Below are 20,860 nucleotides of genomic sequence, written 5' to 3'. Positions count from 1 at the left end.
CCAAAGTTACCTACTACATCGTTTTAGAAATAGCACATTTCATTCAATCAATAGCACAAATTTTCCAATTATTGAGGATATGATTTTTTAAGAGGTTAGTTTTTGAAGAGTGTTTAATTTCAGCCCACGTAGAGACGTTGCATTGCAACGTCTCATAATGTCGATTCCCGCAAGACGTTGCAATGCGACGTCTCTACTAATTTTTATTCTTCCGCATTTTCATATTTAAAAACTCCACCGCGAGCGAAAATGCTATGGCAAAGTACAGGTAGCCCTTAGGCACTTCGCCTACATGCTGGCCTGCAAGTACCGCCCCGCTAAGGTGCATACTCTCTGTTATTAGCATAAAGCCAATAAGGATAAGGAATGACAACCCAAGTATCTGTATCGAAGGGTTACGGTTTACAAAACTGCCCACCGGAACGGCAAACAGCATCATGATACCTACCGATACCACCACAGCGGCTATCATTACAGGCAGTGCGCCGTGCATGCCATTGGTCATCCCCACGGCGGTAAGTATAGAGTCTATAGAAAATATAAGGTCGATAAGCAATATTTGTACAATAGTGGCTGCCATAGACCTGCCTGCACTTGCTTTCAATTCTTTCTCCTCCTCGCCTTTTTCGTCTACCTTTTCGCGGATTTCCTTGGTGCTTTTATAGATAAGGAAGATTCCCCCCGCAAAAAGTATGAGCGCCTGCCCTGTGAAATCGGCTTTAAACCAACCCCAGTCTACCCCGAAAAGCGCACTCTTCATACGGATAAGCACCGTAATACCCGATAGCAACGCAATACGCAGGAACATAGCCAGGAAAAGCCCTATGCGTGTGGCCTGTTTTCGGCTGGCTTCGGGCAACTTGCCGGTTACTATGCTGATGAAGATAATGTTGTCTATGCCTAATACTATTTCCAGAAAGGTAAGGGTAAGCAGGGCAATCCAGGTATCAGGGTTGGCCAGGAAGCTAAAATCCATCGGGGTAAGGTTTTAATTAGTCGAGTTTAGTAACGGTGCCTCTTTGCTTATGGGTGTCGCCCACCAGCGAGAACTCAAAGGTATAGGAATTTCCTTTGGTTGTCAAAATTTTCATGTGTACCCCCTTCATTTCGGCAGTAGATTTCGGGTTTACCTTTTCCAGTACAAACTCGCAGTCGTTCAGCCAGCGTACCGACGAGGTGTCTACCTTGCCCTCGTAAGTGGCAATTTCAAACTTCTCATCGCGGGTAAACTCGGTTACGTTTTTTTTGCCGTCTATTTCCACTTCCGAGCGGAATTTCCCAGTTTTAAAATCGGCACAGTTGCGTTCCTGATTGTAACATCCCATAAGCAGCAGGGCTACAACGGGTATAAGTAACATTTTTTTCATTTATTGGTTATCGTTAAGCCTTTTCAGCTCGTTATCGGTAAAATTACGGATGCCTTTTTCCTGTGCAAACTTCCCGGCATTGTACACCGCCGAATTGTTCTTTGGTATGCTGAGGCTGTCCCATGCGGTTTGCTTCAGCATTTTGGCATAGAATACTATCTGCCCCACGTGGTACGGATAGTGCGCCAGCTGCCTGTTTATGGCCTCCACCACTGTATGCCCCTCGTTACGGATGTAGATAATGCTGTCCAGGTTATCGGGGGTCACAGTGTCAAGCGCCGTGAACAGGCATGCCCAACCTTCCTCCCATGCTTTTAGCAGGCTGTCCTTGTCGGCAAAATCATCTTCAAACTCGGCATCGCGGTTCCGCCACTCCTTTTCGCCATCGCTGGTAAGGAAATCCGTCCAGCGGCTCAGCATATTGCCGTGCAGGTGCTTTACTATTACGGCAATGCTGTTGGTATCCTCATCTGGCGAATAGAAAAGCTGCTCCGGCCGAAGTTGCGCCATAGCTTTTTCGCCCAGTGTTTTGTAGTACAAAAACTGCTTACGGGCGCTTTCTATGTAGGCTGCTGTTGCTTGCATAATTAGTTTATTGACACTGATTTTCTTTAACTTAAACCTACAAGGTTTTAGAAACCTTGCAGGTTGGCGGAACCCGGATTGTCTTTAGTTTCCTGCAAGGTCTTTGAGACCTTGTAGGTATTAATACACTTACAAAAATACGGGTTTAAAGGATATGTTGTGGCAGATGTTTGTGTTGATTTATTTTGTTAATTTGAGGAATCAACCAAAAAAATAAATTATGACCTATTCAGGGATTCTTATAAATATTTTGACTTCTTCATTTGTAATAACTATTGCCACTTATCTCCTTCAAAAACGAATTGATAAAAAATTCATTAAAATCGAAGAGTTTCAAAAAACATTAATAACTATAAGAAAGGAACGCCATGATACAGTATTAAAAACCTTACAAGACATATGGGATAAAATAATTGAATTGGAATATTATATTCGGCACGATTTAGCTCAACAATACAAAGAAGCGCAGAGTAAAAGTCAAGAATCAATTATACTAGACTCTTCACCTCTTTTGAATACATATGTTTTTATTGAAAAAAGAAGCATTTTTCTATCAAATGAATTGAGCAATCAAACTAAAGACTTCTTTATTAATCATTTACAAAAAACATATAATGGATATATTGAGGGACTTAATAAGGTATCAAGGAAAGAAATATCTATGGAAGACTTTAACATCTATGTATCTGATCAACTTAGTACTGAATACCAAAAAGAACGTGAACAGTTGAAAAAATCTTTCGAACAACAAGCTGGAAAAATTTTATATATAGATAATTAACTTCCAACATTCTTCCATTTCAATCGAATCTTTAACGGAGTCGAGAAATCTCTTTTAAATCATTTTTTTTAGGGAATTTCCCCACTGCGCTGCACTTCAGTCTAAATGAATTAGTGTAATTCGTGGCTTAGTTACCAACTAATCCTTCATACTCTTCATCACCGTCCTTAACCCCAAAAACATAAACCACATCCCTATAAGGCATAAAATACAGCCCAGTCCCAGTATCGGCATAAAAAACGGGTGCTTCTTATTCTGGAAGGCATTATTTACCACTACCGGCCCTATGAAAAACAAGGGCAATGCGGCAAACAGGTAACGCAGGCCGCGCATCAGTATTCTTTTATCGGTTGGCATAGGCTTCTATGGCTTTACGTACATTTTTATGTTGCTCTAACAAGGCTTCGGCTTCAGTTTGGCTGATGCCCAACTCGTCTATAATCATGCCCACGGCACGGCCTACAAGCTTGTGGTTGCTCAGCTGCATGTCTACCATTTTGTTGCCTTTTACCTTACCAAGCTGTATCATGGTAGCAGTACTAATCATATTCAGCACCAGCTTTTGTGCGGTACCGGCCTTCATGCGGCTGCTACCAGTTACAAACTCAGGCCCGACCACTACCTCTATCGTGAATTTTGCCGTTTGCGAAAGCGGGCTGTCCGCATTACAGGTAATGCAACCTGTAGCAATACCCAGTTCGTTGCATTTTTCCAGTCCGCCAATAACGTAGGGCGTAGTACCTGAAGCGGCTATGCCTACCACCACGTCATTCTCGTTGATGTTGTATGCAGACAGGTCGTTCCAGGCGGCCTCACGGTCGTCTTCGGCAAACTCCACAGCGCGGCGTATGGCGGTATCTCCCCCTGCTATAAGCCCGATAACCAAATCAAACGGCACACCAAACGTAGGCGGGCATTCGCTGGCATCTACTATACCCAGGCGGCCGCTGGTACCGGCACCTATGTAAAACAAGCGGCCACCCTTTTTCATTTGGGTCACCACGGTTTGTACCAGTGCTTCTATCTGCGGAAGCGCCTTTTCCACTGCCAGCGGAACGGTTTTGTCTTCGTTGTTTATGTTGGCCAGCAGTTCGGCAACAGGCATTTTCTCCAAATGCTCGTACTTGCTGCTTTGTTCGGTAGTGCGGATGAATGACATAGTTTACGCTTTATTGGTAAAATTACAGATAATAGGCCAAAACCACACCCAACCCTATACTTAGCATTTTGGCCAGGTTAAATTTATGGTCTTCGCCACTCTCAAAAATAATAGTACTGGATATATGGAACAGTATGCCCACTACCACAGCCGATATATACGGGTAATATTCCTCTACAACCGTAAGCTGCCCCGAAAGCAGTGTACCCAGTGGCGTCATGGCAGCAAAAGCCACCATGTACAGCAGTACTGGTATTTTTTTCATACCTGAGTTGACAAAAAACGCCGTAAGGATAATGGCTATAGGGAAATGGTGTATACCGATGCCCCACGCCATACCCGGGTGGTGGCTTACCGGCATGCCTTCCAGCAGTGCGTGGATACAAAGGCTTATAAACAGCAGCCACGGCATACCATGATGGTGCCCGTGATTGTGTACATGTCCGTGCTCGGCTCCCTGCGAGAAGTATTCCAAAATAATCTGGAAGATGATACCTGCCATAATGAAGATGCCCACTGTGTGGCCGCCGTGGTCATGACCGTGGTCGTGTCCTTCATGCCCTCCTGCGTGCAGGGTGGCCTCATACACTTCAGGAAGCAGGTGCAGTACGGTAAGCGAAAGCAGGAACGCACCACTGAAGGCCAGCAGCAGTTTCAGGCTTTTTTTTCCTGTAGGTTTCAGCAGCAGTGCTACGCCTATACCTACCAGTACCGATAAAAACGGAACTAAATATACTGTCATAAAATAGTTTACTTAAAGATCATGATAAGCCTGTCCGACTCGTTTTTGTAAAATTTACGCAAGCGGTAATCGCCAAAGGTTTCCAGCAGGTAAATGCCTGCTTCTTCCATCATCTGCTCAAAATCGGCCAACGTAAGTGCCTTTACTTTTTCGGTAAAATGGAAGTCCTTGCCCTTATCGGTAAATTTAATGTCTTTTATAATATGGTTGTCTACCACGCTGCGGTGTATGTGGAAATCGATACCGTCTACTGTTTTCACCTCCTGTGGCACCAGGTTTTCTATCACCTTATGTACATTCATAAAATCGATTACTGCAAATCCGTACTCAGTAAGGCTCTGGCAGATTGCTTTTAGCGTAACAACGTTATCGGCATCATCCTCAAAATACCCAAAACTGGTAAACAGGTTAAAAATGGCATCGTACTGCGTAGGGAACGGTTCGCGCATATCGTGCACCATAAAGTGCAGCTTTTCGTTCTCAAACTGACTTGCCTGGCTGATGCTGTTTTCGCTTAGGTCGGCACCGGTAACATCGTAGCCCAACTTGTTCAGGTAAATGGAGTGGCGGCCTTTTCCGCAGGCCAGATCCAGTATTTTAGCATCGTCGGGCAGGTTAAGGTAAGCGGTAAGGTTGTCCATAAAAAGCTGGGCTTCCCCATAATCGCGGTCTTTATAGAGTATGTGGTAGTATGGCGTATCAAACCAGGATGCGTACCATGTACATTGTTCCCCCTGTGGCATAATGTTTTATAAATTGTAGGATACAAAGTTAGGTTTTATAGCCCAAACCTACAGTGCTTTTAAATATTTTTTGCAGTCTTTGCAATAATAAACGATTGATTGTTTAACACGTTTTTAGTTAGCATTGGCATATAAAATGCTTATATTTACAAACACAATCATGACTTAAAAACATAATAACCCATGGAACAACAAGTAGCGATATACAACTCGCACAAAGAGGCTGTTGAAGCCCTTAAGACCCTGCATGCTAACGGCTACCCTACTAACCACCTTTCGATAATAGGGAAAGCAGGTATTTTAGACGACGAACACCTGCACCTTGACGAAACCGACAGGGACACAAACATCCCTGCGTATGTGGGTATGGGCGCCGGTACGGTTATAGGATTACTTACCGGTATAGGCGTATTCGCAATACCCGGATTTGGTGCACTATATGGCGCGGGCGCTTTTGTAGGTGCACTAGCCGGTGTAGACCTTGGTATCATAGGCGGTGGTTTTGCATCGGTATTGGCAAAGTATTTTACTGACGACAAACACATTGAAGACATTAAAAACCACCTGGAAAACGGCAAATTTGCCCTTGCAGTAAGTGGTGATGAAGAAGAAATAGCCAAAGCTAAAGAAATACTGCATGTAGATGCTGCACACACGCACTACTACGGGTAAAATTCTTTAAAAATATAATAATCAAGGGCTGTCTCGGGGGTTCCATTTCGAGCGAAACGCAGTGTAGTCGAGAAATCTCAAAATCATTTTAAGAGATTTCTCCATTCCGCTTCGCTGCAGTCGAAATGGAAAACGGTAGTAACAACTACTCCTGAGACAGCCCTTTTTTTGTACCGATAGCCAACTTCCATTTATAAAATGTATTTTTGCAACTGAAACTACTGCCTGATGGAAAATTTTAAAATGGTGGCCAAAACGCTGTTTGGCCTTGAAGAAGTATTGGCAAAAGAACTGCAAATGATGGGTGCGCAAAGCGTGGAACCAGGCGTGCGTATGGTAAGCTTTGTAGGCGATAAAGGCTTTATGTACAAAGCCAACCTGGCACTGCGTACAGCCCTTAAAATACTTAAACCCATACACAGCTTCAGGGCGTGGAATGAAAAGGCACTGTATGCTGGTGTACAAAGCACCGACTGGAGCAAGTACCTTAATGTAAACCAAAGCTTTGTGGTAGATGTTACCGTAAGCGGTGAAGAGTTTACCCACTCGCAGTTTGTGGCCCTTAAAACCAAAGATGCCATTGTAGACCAGTTCAGGGATAAGTTTGGCAAGCGCCCTAATATCGATAAAGACTTCCCGGACCTGCGCATTAATGTGCACATATTTAAAGAACAGTGCAGCATAGCGCTTGATACCAGTGGCAACTCACTACACCACCGTGGCTACCGCAGCGCTACTAACATAGCCCCTATAAATGAAGTACTGGCTGCCGGTATGCTGCTGCTTAGCGGCTGGGATGGCAGTACGCATTTCCTGGACCCTATGTGTGGTAGCGGTACTATATTGGCTGAAGCTGCCATGATAGCCTGTAACATCCCGGCGAACATAAACCGTAAGGAGTTTGCCTTTGAAAAATGGGCCGACTGGGATAACGACCTGTTCGACAAAATTGTGGATTCACTGATGAACAAAACGCGCGAGTTCCACTACACCATAAAGGGTTATGATAAAGCGCCGTCGGCTGTGCTTAAAGCGAAGGACAACATCCGCAATGCTAACCTTGAAGATTACGTAACCATTACCCAGGAGAATTTCTTCGATACTAATAAAGAAACTGAAGGTCCACTACACATGGTATTTAACCCTCCGTATGGCGAACGACTGGATATAGACCTTGAGCGTTTTTACCGCGAAATAGGCGATACCCTGAAACAGGGCTACCCGAACACTAACGGCTGGTTTATTACCGGTAACCTTGAGGCACTGAAATTTGTTGGCCTGAAACCGTCACGTAAGATAAAGCTGTTTAACGGTAAGCTGGAAGCACGCCTTGTAAAATACGAAATGTACGAAGGTAGTAAAAGGACTAAGTTTCAGCAATAACATTTAAAACCAACCAACATGAAAAAATTATTACAGCTAAAACACTGGCAGTTGTTTATACTGCTTGCAGGCATACCTATTGTAGCACAATTCTCTTTGATGGGTTACATATTTTCGTGGGTGCTTACGCAAGACAGGGCATTACCGGCTGATGACCCTATGGTTATTATCGACTTTTTATCAGTATTTATGACCGGAATGTGCATTATTACAACGGTAACAATGTTGCTTCATTTTTCATGGCAATATACGCTCGGAACGAATCTCTATAAAAAGTTACCGGAAGGCGTAAGCATGAACCTGCCACTTTTTAAGGCATTCATGATTTTCCCGCTGTTATACGTGCCGTGTTTTATGTTTTATATGGCAAGTATGATAGAAGGCATTAAAACGCTTACCTTCCCTAACCCGTTTGTAATCATGCTGATGATACCATTTCACTTTTTCAGCATATTCTGCATGTTCTATTGCATTTACTTTAATGCAAAATCGCTAAAGGCTGCAGAAAAGCAAAAACCGTTAAAAGGTGACGAATACTTAGGCGAATTTTTCCTGCTGTGTTTCCTTGTCGTTGGTATATGGATATTACAGCCAAGAATTAATAAGCTGTTTGCCGAGGAAAATAATTAAGGGTAGCTAAAAGCTACCCCTTTTTATAATACCCGGTTTCTCCTGCATGAACAGGAATGCCAGTACCTTGTCAAATCGTTTTTGCCAGGCAATTTCCAGGTGCGGTTCGTTTTGTGCCTTTATGGTAATCCAGTTTACATTTTCCACATAGCCTTTTTTGCGCAGCATATCGTCTATCATGCGTTGGTGTATTTCGTAGTACTGGTCCAGCGTGGCAGTACCATAGTCAAAATACAGGCGGTGTGTTTTCGGGTCAGGCAGGTGTTCCCAAACGTATTGCTTTACAGCCATAGAAGGCGCCATGTTAGTATTATCCATCATTACTGACCAATGAGTACTAAGGCAGGCCGCCTCACCAAAAACATCGGGGTATTCGCAAATGGCATACATAGAAAAAAGCCCGCCTAATGAACTACCGCTAATAGCTGTATTAGGTGCATCGGTTAGCGTACGGTATTTTTTATCTATATAAGGTTTCAGTTCTTTTACCAGGAATTGCAGGTACTCATCGCCCAGCAGGGTTTCGTCTTTTACACCAAACTGCTTCATTACCTTACTTACCGCTTCTTTATCAGCCGGGGTAAAGTTGGCTGCAGCCTTCTCCGGGAAATACTCGGTAATCCTTGTTTCATCAAGACTCCATACCGCCACAATAATCATAGGCCTTACAGCCTTTTGACCTATCAGTTTATCAGCAGTGGCATCGGCTTCCCATGCCACCTTGCTTTTAGAGGTTTCGGGGTTAAAAACATTTTGCCCGTCGCACATATACAGCACCGGGAATTTTTGTTTCGGGTTAGCAAAGTACGCCGCAGGCAGGTACACCTCTACATTGCGCTTCTTTACGTATTTCGACTTAAAGTTGTCTATCTTTTCTACCTTACCCTGGGCAAAGGCAACAATACTGAAGGCCAGCATGAAGAACAAGGCCATTATCTTTTTCATAAAACAATGCGTTTATTGGTTTAAAGCACTAAGATAGTCTTTTTGCAATAAGTTGCGCCTAAATAAAATAACACTAACACACCAATTAGTTATTTTAAACAGAAAAACCGCCTGCCATTGCAAACGGTTTTCCTTCAATTAAATTCTAACAAATATTTTTAAACTTGTATCACCCCAAGGTTAAACTGCTTTTCTATGGGCGCATGGTTAGCGGCTTCTATGCCCATGCTTATCCACGTACGGGTATCCAGCGGGTCTATGATACCATCAGTCCAAATACGTGCTGCAGCGTAGTAAGGCGATACCTGCGCATCGTATTTCGCTTTTATTTTGTTGAATAATTCAGCCTCCTTTTCAGGGGTAAGCTCCTCGCCTTTTGCTTTAAGCGAACTGGCTTCAATCTGTAATAACACCTTGGCTGCCTGTGCCCCACCCATTACAGCAAGTTCGGCACTTGGCCAGGCTGCTATGAGCCTCGGGTCATACGCCTTACCGCACATGGCGTAGTTACCCGCGCCATAACTGTTACCCACCACTATGGTAAACTTAGGCACTACCGAATTACTCACGGCGTTTACCATTTTGGCACCGTCCTTTATAATACCGCCGTGTTCGCTTTTACTGCCTACCATAAAGCCCGTAACATCCTGAAGGAACACCAGCGGGATTTTTTTCTGGTTACAGTTGGCTATAAAGCGTGTAGCCTTATCGGCACTGTCAGAATATATCACCCCACCAAACTGCATTTCGCCTTTTTTGCTCTTTACCACCTTACGCTGGTTAGCCACGATACCCACAGCCCAACCGTCGATACGCGCATAAGCGGTGATAATGGTTTGCCCATAACCGGCTTTGTATTCGTCGTATTCAGAATTGTCTACAAGGCGTTTTATCACCTCCGTCATATCGTACTGCTCGTTTCGGGCGGCAGGTATAATACCGAAAATATCAGCCGGGTCAAGCGCAGGTTTCTCAGCCTTAATACGGTTAAATCCGGCAGGAGTGTAATCGCCTATTTTACTTACTATATTACGTATGCGGTCCAGCGCATCTTTATCATCTTTAGCTTTATAATCCGTTACCCCCGAAATTTCGCAATGCGTAGTGGCACCGCCCAGGGTTTCGTTGTCTATGCTTTCGCCAATGGCAGCCTTGACAAGGTAGCTCCCCGCAAGGAAGATACTACCGGTTTTATCTACAATCAGGGCTTCATCGCTCATGATGGGCAGATATGCACCACCGGCAACGCAGCTCCCCATAACAGCAGCAATCTGGGTGATGCCCATACTGCTCATTATAGCGTTGTTTCGGAATATACGCCCAAAGTGCTCCTTATCAGGGAAAATTTCGTCCTGCATGGGCAGGTATACCCCTGCGCTGTCTACAAGGTAGATAATAGGCAAACGGTTTTCCATGGCTATTTCCTGTGCGCGAAGGTTCTTTTTACCCGTAATAGGAAACCATGCACCGGCTTTCACCGTGGCATCATTAGCCACTACCACACACTGCTTACCAGAAACATAGCCTATCTTTACCACCACGCCACCACCGGGGCAGCCGCCGTGTTCGGCATACATACCATCACCGGCCAGTGCAGCTATTTCAATACTTTTCGTATTTTTGTCCAATAGGTAGTCTATGCGCTCGCGGGCAGTCATTTTACCTTCGGCGTGAAGCTTTTCTATACGCTTTTCGCCACCGCCCAGGTATACTTTGTTAAGTTTTTGTCTTAAATCAGACAACAAAAGTTTATTATGGTCTTCGTTCTTATTGAAGTTAATATCCATAAAAATTGATTTTTATTAAAAACATATAATTTTTACACCACCAAAATACGAATTTGTTTTTAATACAGCAATTTTGTTTCTGTTTTTTCAAAAACAAAGACTTAACCTGTAGTTAACATTGGTAACGTTAGGTTTAATACAGGTTAATAATTCCTTAACATTAGGTTCATACATTTGCCGCATAAAACTAAATGTAAATGTCTATTAACAACATTTTCCAGTTTCTTGTACCAAAGGATAAGAAATTTTTCCCGCTGTTTGAGCAGGCAACACAAAACCTTGTAATACTTGCGCAAACCCTGCACGAAGCCATAAACGCCCCGAAACAGGAACGCGACGCGTACTTTAAAAAGATTGAAGAGCTTGAAGAAGTTATCGAACAGATAACACACAATACTAACCTGGAACTTAGCCGCAACTTTATTACCCCGTTTGACCGCGAGGATATACACGCCCTGATAAGCGCTATAGACAACGTGGCGGGTTATATATACGGTGCTTCAAACCGTATAAAGCTGTACCAGGTAGAAAAAATTTCGAAAAGCATCCGTAAGATGACCGAAATTACCGTAGAGGCTACCCAACTGATACAGCTTGCTGTGGGCGACCTTAAGGACATGAAAAAACTGAACAATATTGCTGATGCCTGCAAAAAGCTGTACAAGCTGGAAGCTAAGAGCGACAGCGTATTTGATAAGGCAGTAGCCGATATTTTTGAGAATGAAATAGATGCCAAAAACATCATTAAGTACAAAGAAGTACTTTCATCTCTTGAAACTGCTGCCGATAAGTGCAAAGGAGTGGCAAACGTGCTGGAATCTATAGCCGTGAAGCATTCATAACACAACCCCTTTTACACAAAATATGTTTACATTACTTATTGTAATTATAATACTGGCGCTGGGCTTTGACTATATAAACGGTTTCCACGATGCGGCAAACTCTATAGCCACTGTTGTAGCCACCAAGGTACTTACACCATTCCAGGCGGTACTGTGGGCAGCGTTTTTTAACTTCCTTGCCTATTGGGTATTCGGGTTTGGCGTTGCCGATACGGTAGCCAAAACCGCACATACCGACAGCATTAACCTTGTAGTGATACTGGCCGGTATTATTGCCGCCATCATCTGGAACCTGTTTACATGGTGGAAAGGTATACCGTCGTCTTCATCACACACGCTTATAGGCGGTTTTGCCGGTGCAGCCGTGGCACACGGTTTTTCGGGCAACGTAACCAATCCTGACCACTACGGCTGGAAAATAGTAAGCTGGTACAAAGACCCTAAAGCTGGTGAACTACTGCCAAGCGGCGTACTGATAATTATTTCATTTATTGTATTGGCCCCGGTAGTAGGTATGATTATATCGTACTTCATTTCTATATGGATGATGTATTCTTCTCGCAAGGCTATAGGCCCAAAAATAGTTACTGTAGCACTTATGCTATTGGTTTTCCTATTCCTGTATTCGGTTTGGGAAGATTACGACCACATTAAAAAACCGCGTTTTGAAAGCCACTTCTGGGCAGAGGTATTTGACCCGGCCAACATTAAGTGGATGCTTGTAGCCGTTATTTTCTACGGCCTTGCAATATTCAACCTGCTGTTCAGCTCATTCTCTGCCGCAAGGGCCGAGCTTGTACTGAAACGTATGCAGCTGCTGTCTTCGGCTTCATTCAGCCTTGGACACGGTGGTAACGACTCACAAAAAGTTATGGGTATCATTGCTGCTGCTGTAGCGGTATACCTTAATACACTTCATCAGGATGTAAGCACTATGCCCGAATGGCTTAGGGTGGTGCTACCTAACGAAGAACTTGGCATAAAGAGCCAGATGCCTGAGTGGATTCCGTTGGCGTGTTATACTGTAATAGGACTGGGTACGTTAAGCGGCGGCTGGAAAATTGTAAAGACCATGGGGTCTAAGATTACCAAAGTAAACGCCTTTGAAGGTGTGGTAGCCGAATCGGCCGGTGCGCTGACCCTATTCTCTACAGAGCACTTTAAAATCCCGGTATCTACCACGCACACCATTACAGGCTCTATCATTGGTGTAGGTGTTACAAAAAGGGTATCGGCAGTACGCTGGGGTGTTACCATAAACCTGCTGTATGCATGGATACTTACCATACCGGTATCGGCAGTAGTGGCAGCACTTATATACTACTTGCTTGATCTGTTTATATAATAAAATCAGGAAACTAAATTATACCGGCTGCTTTTCCATTTTGAGCGAAACGCAGTGGAGTCGAAAAATCTCAGTTGGTTAAATTTTAGAGATTTCTCCACTCCGTTGCACTTCGGTCGAAATGGAAAAACAACAAAGGGCGCTGTAAAGCGCCCTTTGTTGTTTTTATACCCCAAGCAGTTTCTTTGCTTTCTCTAAATCTTCAGGTGTGTCTATACCGATGCCCACATGGCTGGTTTCTACCATACGGATGCGTTTGCCGTATTCCAAATACCTTAATTGTTCCAGTTTTTCACTGGCTTCCAGTTTCTGCATGGGTAGTTTATAGAAGTCCAGCAGTGCATGCTTACGGAAGGCATAAATCCCCACATGCTTAAAGTAACGCACCCCAGCTTCCTTATCCCTTGGGTACGGGATTACTGAACGCGAAAAGTACAGTGCAAAGCCCTTCTGGTCTACAATTACCTTTACATTGTTCGGGTTTTCTATGTCTTCCCAATCGGTTACCTCATACATTACCGATGCCAGGTCAACCTCGTGTGCAAGGTCGGACTTAAACACCTCCAGCACATCGGCCAGCGGCTCTTTGTTGATAAATGGTTCATCACCCTGTACGTTTACCACAATATCTACATCCATGTGTTCCACGGCTTCGGCAATACGGTCAGAGCCGCTTTCGTGCTCCTTAATACTCATAATGGCCTTGCCGCCGTTTGAGGTTATCTCGTTATAAATAATATCTGAGTCGGTTACCACAAACACATCTTGAAACAGCCCTGTATTCAGCGCTGCCTGGTAGGTGCGGGTTATTATGGTTTTGCCACCCAAATCCTGCATCAGCTTGGCAGGGAAACGGGTACTGGCGTATCGTGCGGGTATTACGGCTATTATTTTCATGGTACAGGCCTCACCCCCAGCCCCTCTCCAAAGGAGAGGGGAGCAGCTTCACTCAAACCTGAGAAAACTACGGGGTATTTTTATGTTATGTTTATTTATAATCCAAATTTAAGGGTTTTCAAGTCATTGCGAGGCACGAAGCAATCTAATAAAGGTTTTAAATTCGTTTTTTTAGATGAGATTGCTTCGTGCCTCGCAATGACTCAGACGCGCATGCAATGCGTTTGTCATATCCCGAGACGCATGCAATGCGTCTCTACTCCTCAAAAAACTCATCCTTAAAACCTATTAAATACACCTTATCGCGGCTACGGGTTATGGCAGTGTACAGCCAGCGTATATAATCACGGTCGATACCGTCGGGCAGGTAGGGCTGTTCTACAAACACCGTGTTCCACTGCCCGCCCTGGCTTTTGTGGCAGGTTATGGCGTAACTGAATTTTACCTGAAGGGCATTAAAATGTGGGTTGGCCTTCGTCATTAAAAAACGTCGGTACTGCGGCTGGTCCTGGTAGTCTTCCTGCACCTGCTGGTACAAACGGTTCGACTCTTCGTAGGTTAACGATGGCGCTTCACTGTATAAGGTATCCAATAGCAAAACGGTTTCCAATGGCAGGTGGTTGGGGTAATCTACAAGGCGGACTTTCACCCGGGCAAACTTAAACCCGTACAGCTCCTCTATCCTGAAGATTTCCAGCACTTCAATAATGTCGCCATTGGCAATGAAGCCTGCTTCACTTTTTTCATCGAGCCAAAAATAGTTGTTCTTCACCACCATAAGGAAATCCCCGGCAGAGAGTTCGCTTTCACGATCGAGTATGCGGGCACGTATCTGCTGGTTGTAGGCATTGGCGCGCTTGTTACTGCGCACTATAAATGCGGTGTCTTCTATGCTATAATTGCTATAAGCGGTGTGTATGGCATCCTGAATATCGTAACCATCGGTAAGGCGTACAATGTCCTTAAACCCACGCACGTTGAATTTAAAGGTATCAAAAAAAGCGGTCTTTAGCAGTTCGCGGAGTTCGGTGGCATTATACAATATACCCGACTTCTCAGCCTGGCGCATTACCTCATCAAGCTCTATATGCTGCACTTCCTTAAAATAAGCCTGCCCCAGCACGCGTTCGTCCAGCGCAGGGCTAAGGTCGGAATTTACCGGGGGCAGCTGTGCGGTATCACCCACCAATACCATGCGGCAGTTTTGCCCACTGTACACATAGCCCATAAGGTCGTCCAGCAGCGAACCGTTCACGTACATATTGCTCTCCGTAGCCGTGTCCGATATCATCGAAGCCTCATCGACTATAAATATGGTGTCCTTAAACTTGTTCTGTTGCATTACAAATCCCACCTGTCCCCCACTCCCCTTCTTCGGGAAGTAAATGCGCTTGTGTATGGTAAAAGCAGGTTTTTCGGCATAGCCCGAAATTACCTTGGCGGCACGGCCGGTAGGTGCCAGCAGTACGTACTTTTTACCGGCAGCATCCAGGTTGTTTACCAGTGTGGCTATGATGGTGGTTTTTCCCGTACCGGCATAGCCTTTCAGCACAAAAAGGTCGTCGCGTGTGCCGTTTACCACAAACCAGGCTATCTGCTGCAAAAAGATATCCTGCCGCCCGGTAGGCGTAAACGGGAAATTATCCCTGAGGATGCGGTAAAATTGTACGGGGGTCACTTTTAAGGAATTGTTATTTTTTGCACCTCAAAGATAACATCATTTTACCCAACGCGCAGGCTAAACCAAAAAAGAATGTAAATTTGCGCCAAGCACACTACACAAACATGGATACCATAAGCGGTAAGCACTTTAAAAAACTTGTACTACAGGCCTCTGCGGCAGGGGTATCGTTTTGTGTGCTCGATACGCTGCACTACGAAATAAAACAGGTGAGCCATATTCCCTTCAGCAAAACGGTTCCGCTGGAAGACGAGCTTTGGCGGCTGTTTGTACAATACCCGGAACTTCGCCTTGGTTTTAATGAAGCCATGGTGCTGCACGACAATGCCTTTAACACGCTTGTACCCACTGCACTTTTTGATGAAAACTTTGCCGGGAGCTACCTGCAATACAATACCCGTGTATTTGAGGGCGATGCCTACGCATGGGACAGCCTGGGCAATTACGATATTACCAATGTGTACGTGCCGCTGATGAACATAAACAATTATCTTGTTGACCGACTTGGTGGTTTTGAATACCGTAATGCCAACAGCATACTGGTAGAAAAACTGCTCGATGCTTCTAAGAATGCATTTGAAAAACAGGTGTTTGTACACATACAGCCCACACATTTTGAAATCGTGGCAACGCACGGCCAAAAGCTGTTGTTGTTCAACTCGTTTGAGTACGCCGCTGCGGAAGACTTTTTATACTACCTGCTCTTTACACTCGAACAATTAGACCTGAATCCGGAAACCGTAAAGGTGTACCTGTTGGGCAATATAGACGCAGACAGCCCGTTGTACACACTGGCATATACGTACATACGCAATATAACCATTTATGATGCTGCGGCACTGGCTGCCAAGTGGCAAACTACCCATAAAGATGCTTTAACCAACTTTATTTTACTGAACGCATGAGGATTATTTCCGGCAAATATAAAGGCCACAGGATAAGCCCGCCTTCCAACCTGCCCGTGAGGCCTACGACCGATATGAGCAAGGAAGCCCTGTTTAATATACTGAACAACCGTTTCGATTTTGACGGGCTTAAGGTGCTGGACCTGTTTAGCGGTACAGGCAACCTGAGCTATGAATTCGGGTCGCGCGGCGCGGTAGCCATTACATCGGTAGATGCCGATTTTGGCTGTGTGCGTTTCATAAAAAAAACCACCGGCGAATTTGAGTTCCCCATCACCGCAATAAAGAGTGATGTGTATAAATTCCTTGCAGGGCATAAAGCCGTGTACGATATTATTGTGGCCGACCCTCCGTATAACTTTACGCAGGAGCAGTTTGAGGAAATTGTATCGCTGGTGTTTGAAAACGAACTGCTGAACGAAGATGGCATGATGATTATAGAGCACAGCAAGTACACCAAAATGGAGCACCTGATGAATTTTTCGTTTGAGAAAAAGTACGGCGGTAGCATTTTCAGCTTCTTTGAATTTGACAAAGACGAAAGCGAAGAACCTCTGGGCTATGATATTGACAGCGAAGATGATGAGATATAAGATACGGCTTTAGAGCCGTATTTTTTTGTATAATGTTTTTTTAGTAGATTTGATTTACAATTTTAAGTAATGGATTTTAAAGACTGGATTGATCTTTCTGCATCATTAGTTACGATTATATCATTATTAGGTATATGGTATGCTTATGCATTTTCTAAAAAACAAATTTACTTTTCGACAATTCATAAATGTATTGACGACTATAGAAGTTTTATAAAGGAAAATGAATTAACAACTACAAAATCAGCATTTGAATATGTTGATTTAGTCAATGAAGAATTTTTCTATCTCGAACAAAAATATCTGCCATTTAATATCTGTATTGAGTGGATTGATGGAATGATTGATTATTTACCATTTATTGACCATAATGGAGAATTTATTCCTTCGTCAAAAATAAGGTTATTTGAAAATGAAATAGATAGCAAAAAGCTTTTATTCGAATATCCACGAGTTTTCAATGCAATAAAACTAAAGATAGAAATAGACTTTGATAAAATTTTTCTTAAGCCAATTGATGAGGAAAATTTAAAAATCCGAAAAATCGAACGTGATAAACTAATTCTAAACATTCTACTTAGTCTGAATATTTCTAAAAATCTTAAAAGACATGCTAAAAAAAACTTCATAAAAAGTAATAAATCCATTTCTTACTAAGATTGCCGCACTTCGCTCGCAAGGACGGTGCGTGAAGAAAGTTACGTAACTATCGAAATGAATGACGGTCCAATCCGGTACGTCTTTGCGAGGAGGAACGACGAAGCAATCTAAACAAAGCCGTGAGATTTCTCGACTATGCTACCCACCGCTCTAAATAGAAAAACCCCGCTCTTTCGAACGGGGTTTGTTATGTTAAGACAGTAAGGCCGGGAAGCGCTGCAATCTTTTGCCTTTTCCCTTATGCCTGAATTATCCCCTTATAAGTTTCTTATACTTAATACGCTTCGGTGTTAGGTCACCACCAAGACGTTTCCTGCGGTTTTCTTCATATTCAGAGAAGCTGCCTTCAAAGAAGTACACCTCAGAGTCGCCTTCAAAGGCAAGGATGTGGGTACAAACCCTGTCCAGGAACCAACGGTCGTGGCTGATGATTACGGCACAACCTGCAAAATTATCAAGGCCTTCCTCAAGCGCACGAAGCGTGTTCACGTCAAGGTCGTTAGTAGGCTCATCCAGTAGCAGTACGTTACCTTCTTCCTTAAGCGTTATGGCAAGGTGCAGCCTGTTTCGTTCTCCACCCGAAAGGGTACTTACTTTTTTGTTCTGGTCGCTTCCGCTGAAGTTGAAACGGCTCAGGTAGGCACGGCTGTTCACCTGACGCCCGCCCATCATGATCAGTTCCTGCCCATCGGCAAAGTTTTCCCAAATCGACTTTTCAGGGTCAATGTTGGCGTGGCTCTGGTCTACATACGCAATCTTTACGGTTTCGCCCACTACAAACTCACCTTTGTCCGGTTGCTGCTCACCCATTATCATACGGAAAATGGTAGTCTTACCCGCACCGTTCGGCCCGATGATACCCACTATACCTGCCTGTGGCAGTGTAAAGTTCAGGTTATCGTACAGTAGCCTGTCGCCAAAACCTTTGGCAACGCCTTTGGCTTCAATAACATTGGTACCCAGCCTTGGCCCGTTTGGTATGTAGAGTTCCAGTTTTTCGTCAAGTTCCTTTTGGTCCTCGTTAAGTAGCCTGTCGTAGTTCTGTAAACGTGCTTTCTGTTTTGTCTGGCGGCCTTTGGCACCTTGGCGTACCCACTCAAGCTCACGCTCCAGGGTCTTGCGGCGCTTAGAGGCTGTTTTCTCTTCCTGCTCCAGTCGTTTCGATTTTTGGTCAAGCCAAGACGAATAGTTACCTTTCCATGGAATACCTTCGCCACGGTCAAGCTCAAGGATCCAGCCTGCTACGTTATCAAGGAAATAACGGTCGTGCGTTACCGCGATAACCGTACCTGCATATTGCGACAAGTGTTGCTCCAGCCACAGTACGCTCTCGGCATCAAGGTGGTTGGTAGGCTCATCCAGCAGTAGTACATCAGGCTGCTGAAGCAGCAGGCGGCATAGTGCCACACGGCGCTTCTCTCCACCCGAAAGTACTTTAATCGGCGTATCGGCTTCAGGGGTACGCAGTGCATCCATGGCTATTTCAAGCTTGGTGTCAAGCTCCCATGCACCGGCTGCGTCTATCTTATCCTGAAGGTCGGCCTGGCGGTCCATCAGTTTCTGCATTTTATCGGCATCCTCGTATACTTCAGGCAGCATAAACTGGTCGTTTATGTTGTTGAACTCCTCAAGGATGGCTACGGTTTCGGCTACGCCTTCGCGTACAATTTCTATAACCGTTTTGTTTTCGTCAAGCTGTGGCTCCTGCTCCAAATACCCTACGGTATAGCCCGGTGAAAATACCACATCGCCCTGGTAGCTCTTGTCTACCCCGGCTATGATTTTTAAAAGGGTAGATTTACCCGAACCGTTAAGCCCCAGGATACCGATTTTAGCCCCGTAAAAGAAGCTAAGGTAGATGTCCTTAAGTACCGGTTTTTGTGCGCCCTGATACGTCTTATTGACGCGGGACATCGAAAATATTACTTTCTTATCGTCAGACATTATTAATGTTCTATTTGTTTAAAGTTTAAAGTTTCAGGTTACTTACTCTGCTGTTAAACGCGCCCTTTCAAGGCGTTAAAAACCCACGCTATTGCAAAAAAGCCGATTCCTACGGCACCGAAGCCGTATCCGGCTACTTCAGTGTACTTAAAGGCACCAAGGCATACCAGCAAAACACCCATTATTACCATTATCAGTGTTGCCCAGCCCAGTACAGTATTCTTATTCATCATTTCGTGTTTCCTCCTATCGTTATAGTAAAAGCAAATATCGGTAAAGATTGTGTATTTATAAAATTAATATCCGGTTAGGATTTTACAAGATAGATACCGTCTTCCTTTATGTCGATAAGCCTTTGTTTGTACAATGAGCCTATGGCTTTCTTAAACGCCTTTTTACTCATTTTAAGTACTGTTTTTATGTCTTCGGGATGGCTGTCGTCGTGCAGGCGCAGGAACCCACGGCTGGCGCGAAGCTCATCCAGTATCTTTTCGGCATTTGGTTCTATGCTTTCCAGACCCGGTTTTTGCAGGGTAACGTCTATTTTATTATCCTGACGGATGGTTTTTATATAACCGGTAAGCCTTTCGCCAAGGCGTAGTTCGTCGTACACATCGTTCTTGTACAGCAGTCCTCGGTGCTTGCCGTTTATAATAACGTTGATACCAAGGTCGGTAAAGTGCGATACTATAACTTCCACCTCATCACCCTCGGCTACGGTAAGGGTTTCGTTATCTAAAAACTGGCTCAGCTTGCTGCTGCCCACAAGGCGGTTGCTTTTTTCATCCAGGTGCATGTGCACCAGGTAGCGCTTCCCTTCTTCCATAGGGCGTGCCTGCTCACGGAAGGGCACAAACAGGTCCTTCTCCAGCCCCATGCCCAGGAACGCGCCAAACTTATTCATGAAGTTTACACGCAGCAGCGCAAAATCATCCAGGTTAATAAGCGGTTCCAGTGTGGTAGCCACAGGGCGTTCTTCCTGGTCCAGGTATACAAATACGGTCATTTCGTCCCCCTCTTTCCATTCGGCCGGCACGTATTTATTGGGCAGCAGTATATCGGTAGTACCATCGGTAAGGTACAAGCCTACGCTGGTGCCGCGTGCTATGGTAAGGGTGTTGTGTTTTCCTATCTCAATCATCAAATATCATTATGAGGTGCAAAGGTAATGATTTAACTATTGACCATTGAAAGATTTA

Annotated in this window: 23 protein-coding genes; 9 read left to right on the top strand and 14 right to left on the bottom strand. The window is 44.4% G+C overall.

The window, feature by feature from the left end:
* Positions 1 to 196 precede the first annotated feature (196 nt).
* Genes ACZIX4_RS01100 through ACZIX4_RS01090 form a run of 3 tightly spaced genes read right to left on the bottom strand, consistent with a single transcriptional unit; the run spans position 197 to position 1,952 of the window.
* Positions 197 to 976, bottom strand: a complete 780-nt coding sequence (locus ACZIX4_RS01100) for a TerC family protein (protein ID WP_463333768.1) — start codon at positions 974 to 976, stop codon at positions 197 to 199.
* A 16-nt stretch (positions 977 to 992) separates the two neighbouring features.
* Positions 993 to 1,367, bottom strand: a complete 375-nt coding sequence (locus tag ACZIX4_RS01095) for a DNA topoisomerase IV (RefSeq protein WP_463333767.1) — start codon at positions 1,365 to 1,367, stop codon at positions 993 to 995.
* Entirely contained in the window at positions 1,368 to 1,952 is a 585-nt protein-coding gene (locus tag ACZIX4_RS01090) for a DUF1572 domain-containing protein (protein ID WP_463333766.1), read from the bottom strand. It lies immediately after the preceding gene.
* Between the two features lie 220 nt (positions 1,953 to 2,172).
* Between ACZIX4_RS01090 and ACZIX4_RS01085 the strand changes: the two genes are divergently transcribed.
* Positions 2,173 to 2,733, top strand: coding sequence for a hypothetical protein (locus ACZIX4_RS01085; protein ID WP_463333765.1), 561 nt, complete (start codon positions 2,173 to 2,175; stop codon positions 2,731 to 2,733).
* Positions 2,734 to 2,871: 138 nt separating this feature from the next.
* Here ACZIX4_RS01085 and ACZIX4_RS01080 read toward each other — a convergent pair whose 3' ends face one another.
* The 4 genes from ACZIX4_RS01080 to ACZIX4_RS01065 are packed head-to-tail and all read right to left on the bottom strand — an operon-like array spanning position 2,872 to position 5,377.
* A complete protein-coding gene (locus ACZIX4_RS01080) occupies positions 2,872 to 3,090 on the bottom strand; it encodes a DUF6095 family protein (protein WP_463333764.1) in 219 nt (72 codons plus the stop codon).
* Positions 3,077 to 3,892 (bottom strand): N-acetylmuramic acid 6-phosphate etherase, encoded by an 816-nt coding sequence (gene murQ / locus ACZIX4_RS01075; RefSeq protein WP_463333763.1) that lies wholly within the window; start codon positions 3,890 to 3,892, stop codon positions 3,077 to 3,079. The genes ACZIX4_RS01080 and murQ overlap by 14 nt, the downstream gene beginning before the upstream one ends.
* Positions 3,893 to 3,914: 22 nt before the next feature.
* Positions 3,915 to 4,634: a ZIP family metal transporter gene (locus ACZIX4_RS01070; RefSeq protein WP_463333762.1), complete on the bottom strand. Its 720-nt coding sequence runs from the start codon at positions 4,632 to 4,634 to the stop codon at positions 3,915 to 3,917.
* Positions 4,635 to 4,642: 8 nt separating this feature from the next.
* Positions 4,643 to 5,377: a class I SAM-dependent methyltransferase gene (locus tag ACZIX4_RS01065; RefSeq protein WP_463333761.1), complete on the bottom strand. Its 735-nt coding sequence runs from the start codon at positions 5,375 to 5,377 to the stop codon at positions 4,643 to 4,645.
* A gap of 183 nt (positions 5,378 to 5,560) precedes the next feature.
* On the opposite strand from ACZIX4_RS01065, the gene ACZIX4_RS01060 reads away from it, so the two are divergent.
* The 3 genes from ACZIX4_RS01060 (at position 5,561) to ACZIX4_RS01050 (ending at position 8,062) form a co-directional block, all read left to right on the top strand.
* Positions 5,561 to 6,049 carry a hypothetical protein gene (locus tag ACZIX4_RS01060; RefSeq protein ID WP_463333760.1) on the top strand — a complete coding sequence of 163 codons (489 nt, stop codon included), beginning with the start codon at positions 5,561 to 5,563 and terminating at the stop codon, positions 6,047 to 6,049.
* Between the two features lie 228 nt (positions 6,050 to 6,277).
* Positions 6,278 to 7,432, top strand: coding sequence for a THUMP domain-containing class I SAM-dependent RNA methyltransferase (locus ACZIX4_RS01055; protein ID WP_463333759.1), 1,155 nt, complete (start codon positions 6,278 to 6,280; stop codon positions 7,430 to 7,432).
* A gap of 18 nt (positions 7,433 to 7,450) precedes the next feature.
* On the top strand, positions 7,451 to 8,062 hold the full coding sequence (locus ACZIX4_RS01050; protein ID WP_463333758.1) for a hypothetical protein: 612 nt from the start codon (positions 7,451 to 7,453) through the stop codon (positions 8,060 to 8,062).
* Between the two features lie 6 nt (positions 8,063 to 8,068).
* Here the strand turns inward: ACZIX4_RS01050 and ACZIX4_RS01045 are convergent, their stop codons facing one another.
* Both ACZIX4_RS01045 and ACZIX4_RS01040 read right to left on the bottom strand, forming a co-directional pair.
* The gene (locus ACZIX4_RS01045) at positions 8,069 to 9,007 is read right to left on the bottom strand and encodes an alpha/beta hydrolase (protein WP_463333757.1); all 939 of its coding nucleotides are present in this window, start codon (positions 9,005 to 9,007) and stop codon (positions 8,069 to 8,071) included.
* A 158-nt stretch (positions 9,008 to 9,165) separates the two neighbouring features.
* Complete coding sequence (locus tag ACZIX4_RS01040; RefSeq protein WP_463333756.1) at positions 9,166 to 10,794, bottom strand: acyl-CoA carboxylase subunit beta; 1,629 nt, start codon at positions 10,792 to 10,794, stop codon at positions 9,166 to 9,168.
* 197 nt (positions 10,795 to 10,991) lie between these two features.
* Between ACZIX4_RS01040 and ACZIX4_RS01035 the strand changes: the two genes are divergently transcribed.
* Both ACZIX4_RS01035 and ACZIX4_RS01030 read left to right on the top strand, forming a co-directional pair.
* Positions 10,992 to 11,636 (top strand): DUF47 domain-containing protein, encoded by a 645-nt coding sequence (locus ACZIX4_RS01035; protein ID WP_463333755.1) that lies wholly within the window; start codon positions 10,992 to 10,994, stop codon positions 11,634 to 11,636.
* Between the two features lie 22 nt (positions 11,637 to 11,658).
* The gene (locus ACZIX4_RS01030; RefSeq protein ID WP_463333754.1) at positions 11,659 to 12,981 is read left to right on the top strand and encodes an anion permease; all 1,323 of its coding nucleotides are present in this window, start codon (positions 11,659 to 11,661) and stop codon (positions 12,979 to 12,981) included.
* Positions 12,982 to 13,146: 165 nt separating this feature from the next.
* On the opposite strand, the gene kdsB is transcribed toward ACZIX4_RS01030, so the two are convergent.
* Positions 13,147 to 13,878 (bottom strand): 3-deoxy-manno-octulosonate cytidylyltransferase, encoded by a 732-nt coding sequence (gene kdsB, locus ACZIX4_RS01025; RefSeq protein ID WP_463333753.1) that lies wholly within the window; start codon positions 13,876 to 13,878, stop codon positions 13,147 to 13,149.
* 256 nt (positions 13,879 to 14,134) lie between these two features.
* Positions 14,135 to 15,556, bottom strand: a complete 1,422-nt coding sequence (locus ACZIX4_RS01020) for an ATP-dependent DNA helicase (RefSeq protein WP_463333752.1) — start codon at positions 15,554 to 15,556, stop codon at positions 14,135 to 14,137.
* Positions 15,557 to 15,663: 107 nt separating this feature from the next.
* On the opposite strand from ACZIX4_RS01020, the gene ACZIX4_RS01015 reads away from it, so the two are divergent.
* The 3 genes from ACZIX4_RS01015 (at position 15,664) to ACZIX4_RS01005 (ending at position 17,714) form a co-directional block, all read left to right on the top strand.
* On the top strand, positions 15,664 to 16,464 hold the full coding sequence (locus tag ACZIX4_RS01015; RefSeq protein ID WP_463333751.1) for a DUF3822 family protein: 801 nt from the start codon (positions 15,664 to 15,666) through the stop codon (positions 16,462 to 16,464).
* Positions 16,461 to 17,057: an RsmD family RNA methyltransferase gene (locus ACZIX4_RS01010; protein WP_463333750.1), complete on the top strand. Its 597-nt coding sequence runs from the start codon at positions 16,461 to 16,463 to the stop codon at positions 17,055 to 17,057. The genes ACZIX4_RS01015 and ACZIX4_RS01010 overlap by 4 nt, the downstream gene beginning before the upstream one ends.
* Positions 17,058 to 17,126: 69 nt before the next feature.
* Positions 17,127 to 17,714 carry a hypothetical protein gene (locus ACZIX4_RS01005; RefSeq protein WP_463333749.1) on the top strand — a complete coding sequence of 196 codons (588 nt, stop codon included), beginning with the start codon at positions 17,127 to 17,129 and terminating at the stop codon, positions 17,712 to 17,714.
* A 252-nt stretch (positions 17,715 to 17,966) separates the two neighbouring features.
* On the opposite strand, the gene ettA is transcribed toward ACZIX4_RS01005, so the two are convergent.
* The 3 genes from ettA to ACZIX4_RS00990 form a co-directional block, all read right to left on the bottom strand.
* Positions 17,967 to 19,661, bottom strand: a complete 1,695-nt coding sequence (gene ettA, locus ACZIX4_RS01000) for an energy-dependent translational throttle protein EttA (RefSeq protein ID WP_463333748.1) — start codon at positions 19,659 to 19,661, stop codon at positions 17,967 to 17,969.
* 53 nt (positions 19,662 to 19,714) lie between these two features.
* Positions 19,715 to 19,891 (bottom strand): CAL67264 family membrane protein, encoded by a 177-nt coding sequence (locus tag ACZIX4_RS00995; RefSeq protein WP_463333747.1) that lies wholly within the window; start codon positions 19,889 to 19,891, stop codon positions 19,715 to 19,717.
* Positions 19,892 to 19,968: 77 nt separating this feature from the next.
* Positions 19,969 to 20,802 (bottom strand): CvfB family protein, encoded by an 834-nt coding sequence (locus ACZIX4_RS00990; protein ID WP_463333746.1) that lies wholly within the window; start codon positions 20,800 to 20,802, stop codon positions 19,969 to 19,971.
* Positions 20,803 to 20,860: the final 58 nt, after the last annotated feature.

It is taken from the genome of Flavobacterium niveum (genome assembly GCF_055231775.1).
This window is presented reverse-complemented; position numbering and strand designations above follow the sequence as displayed.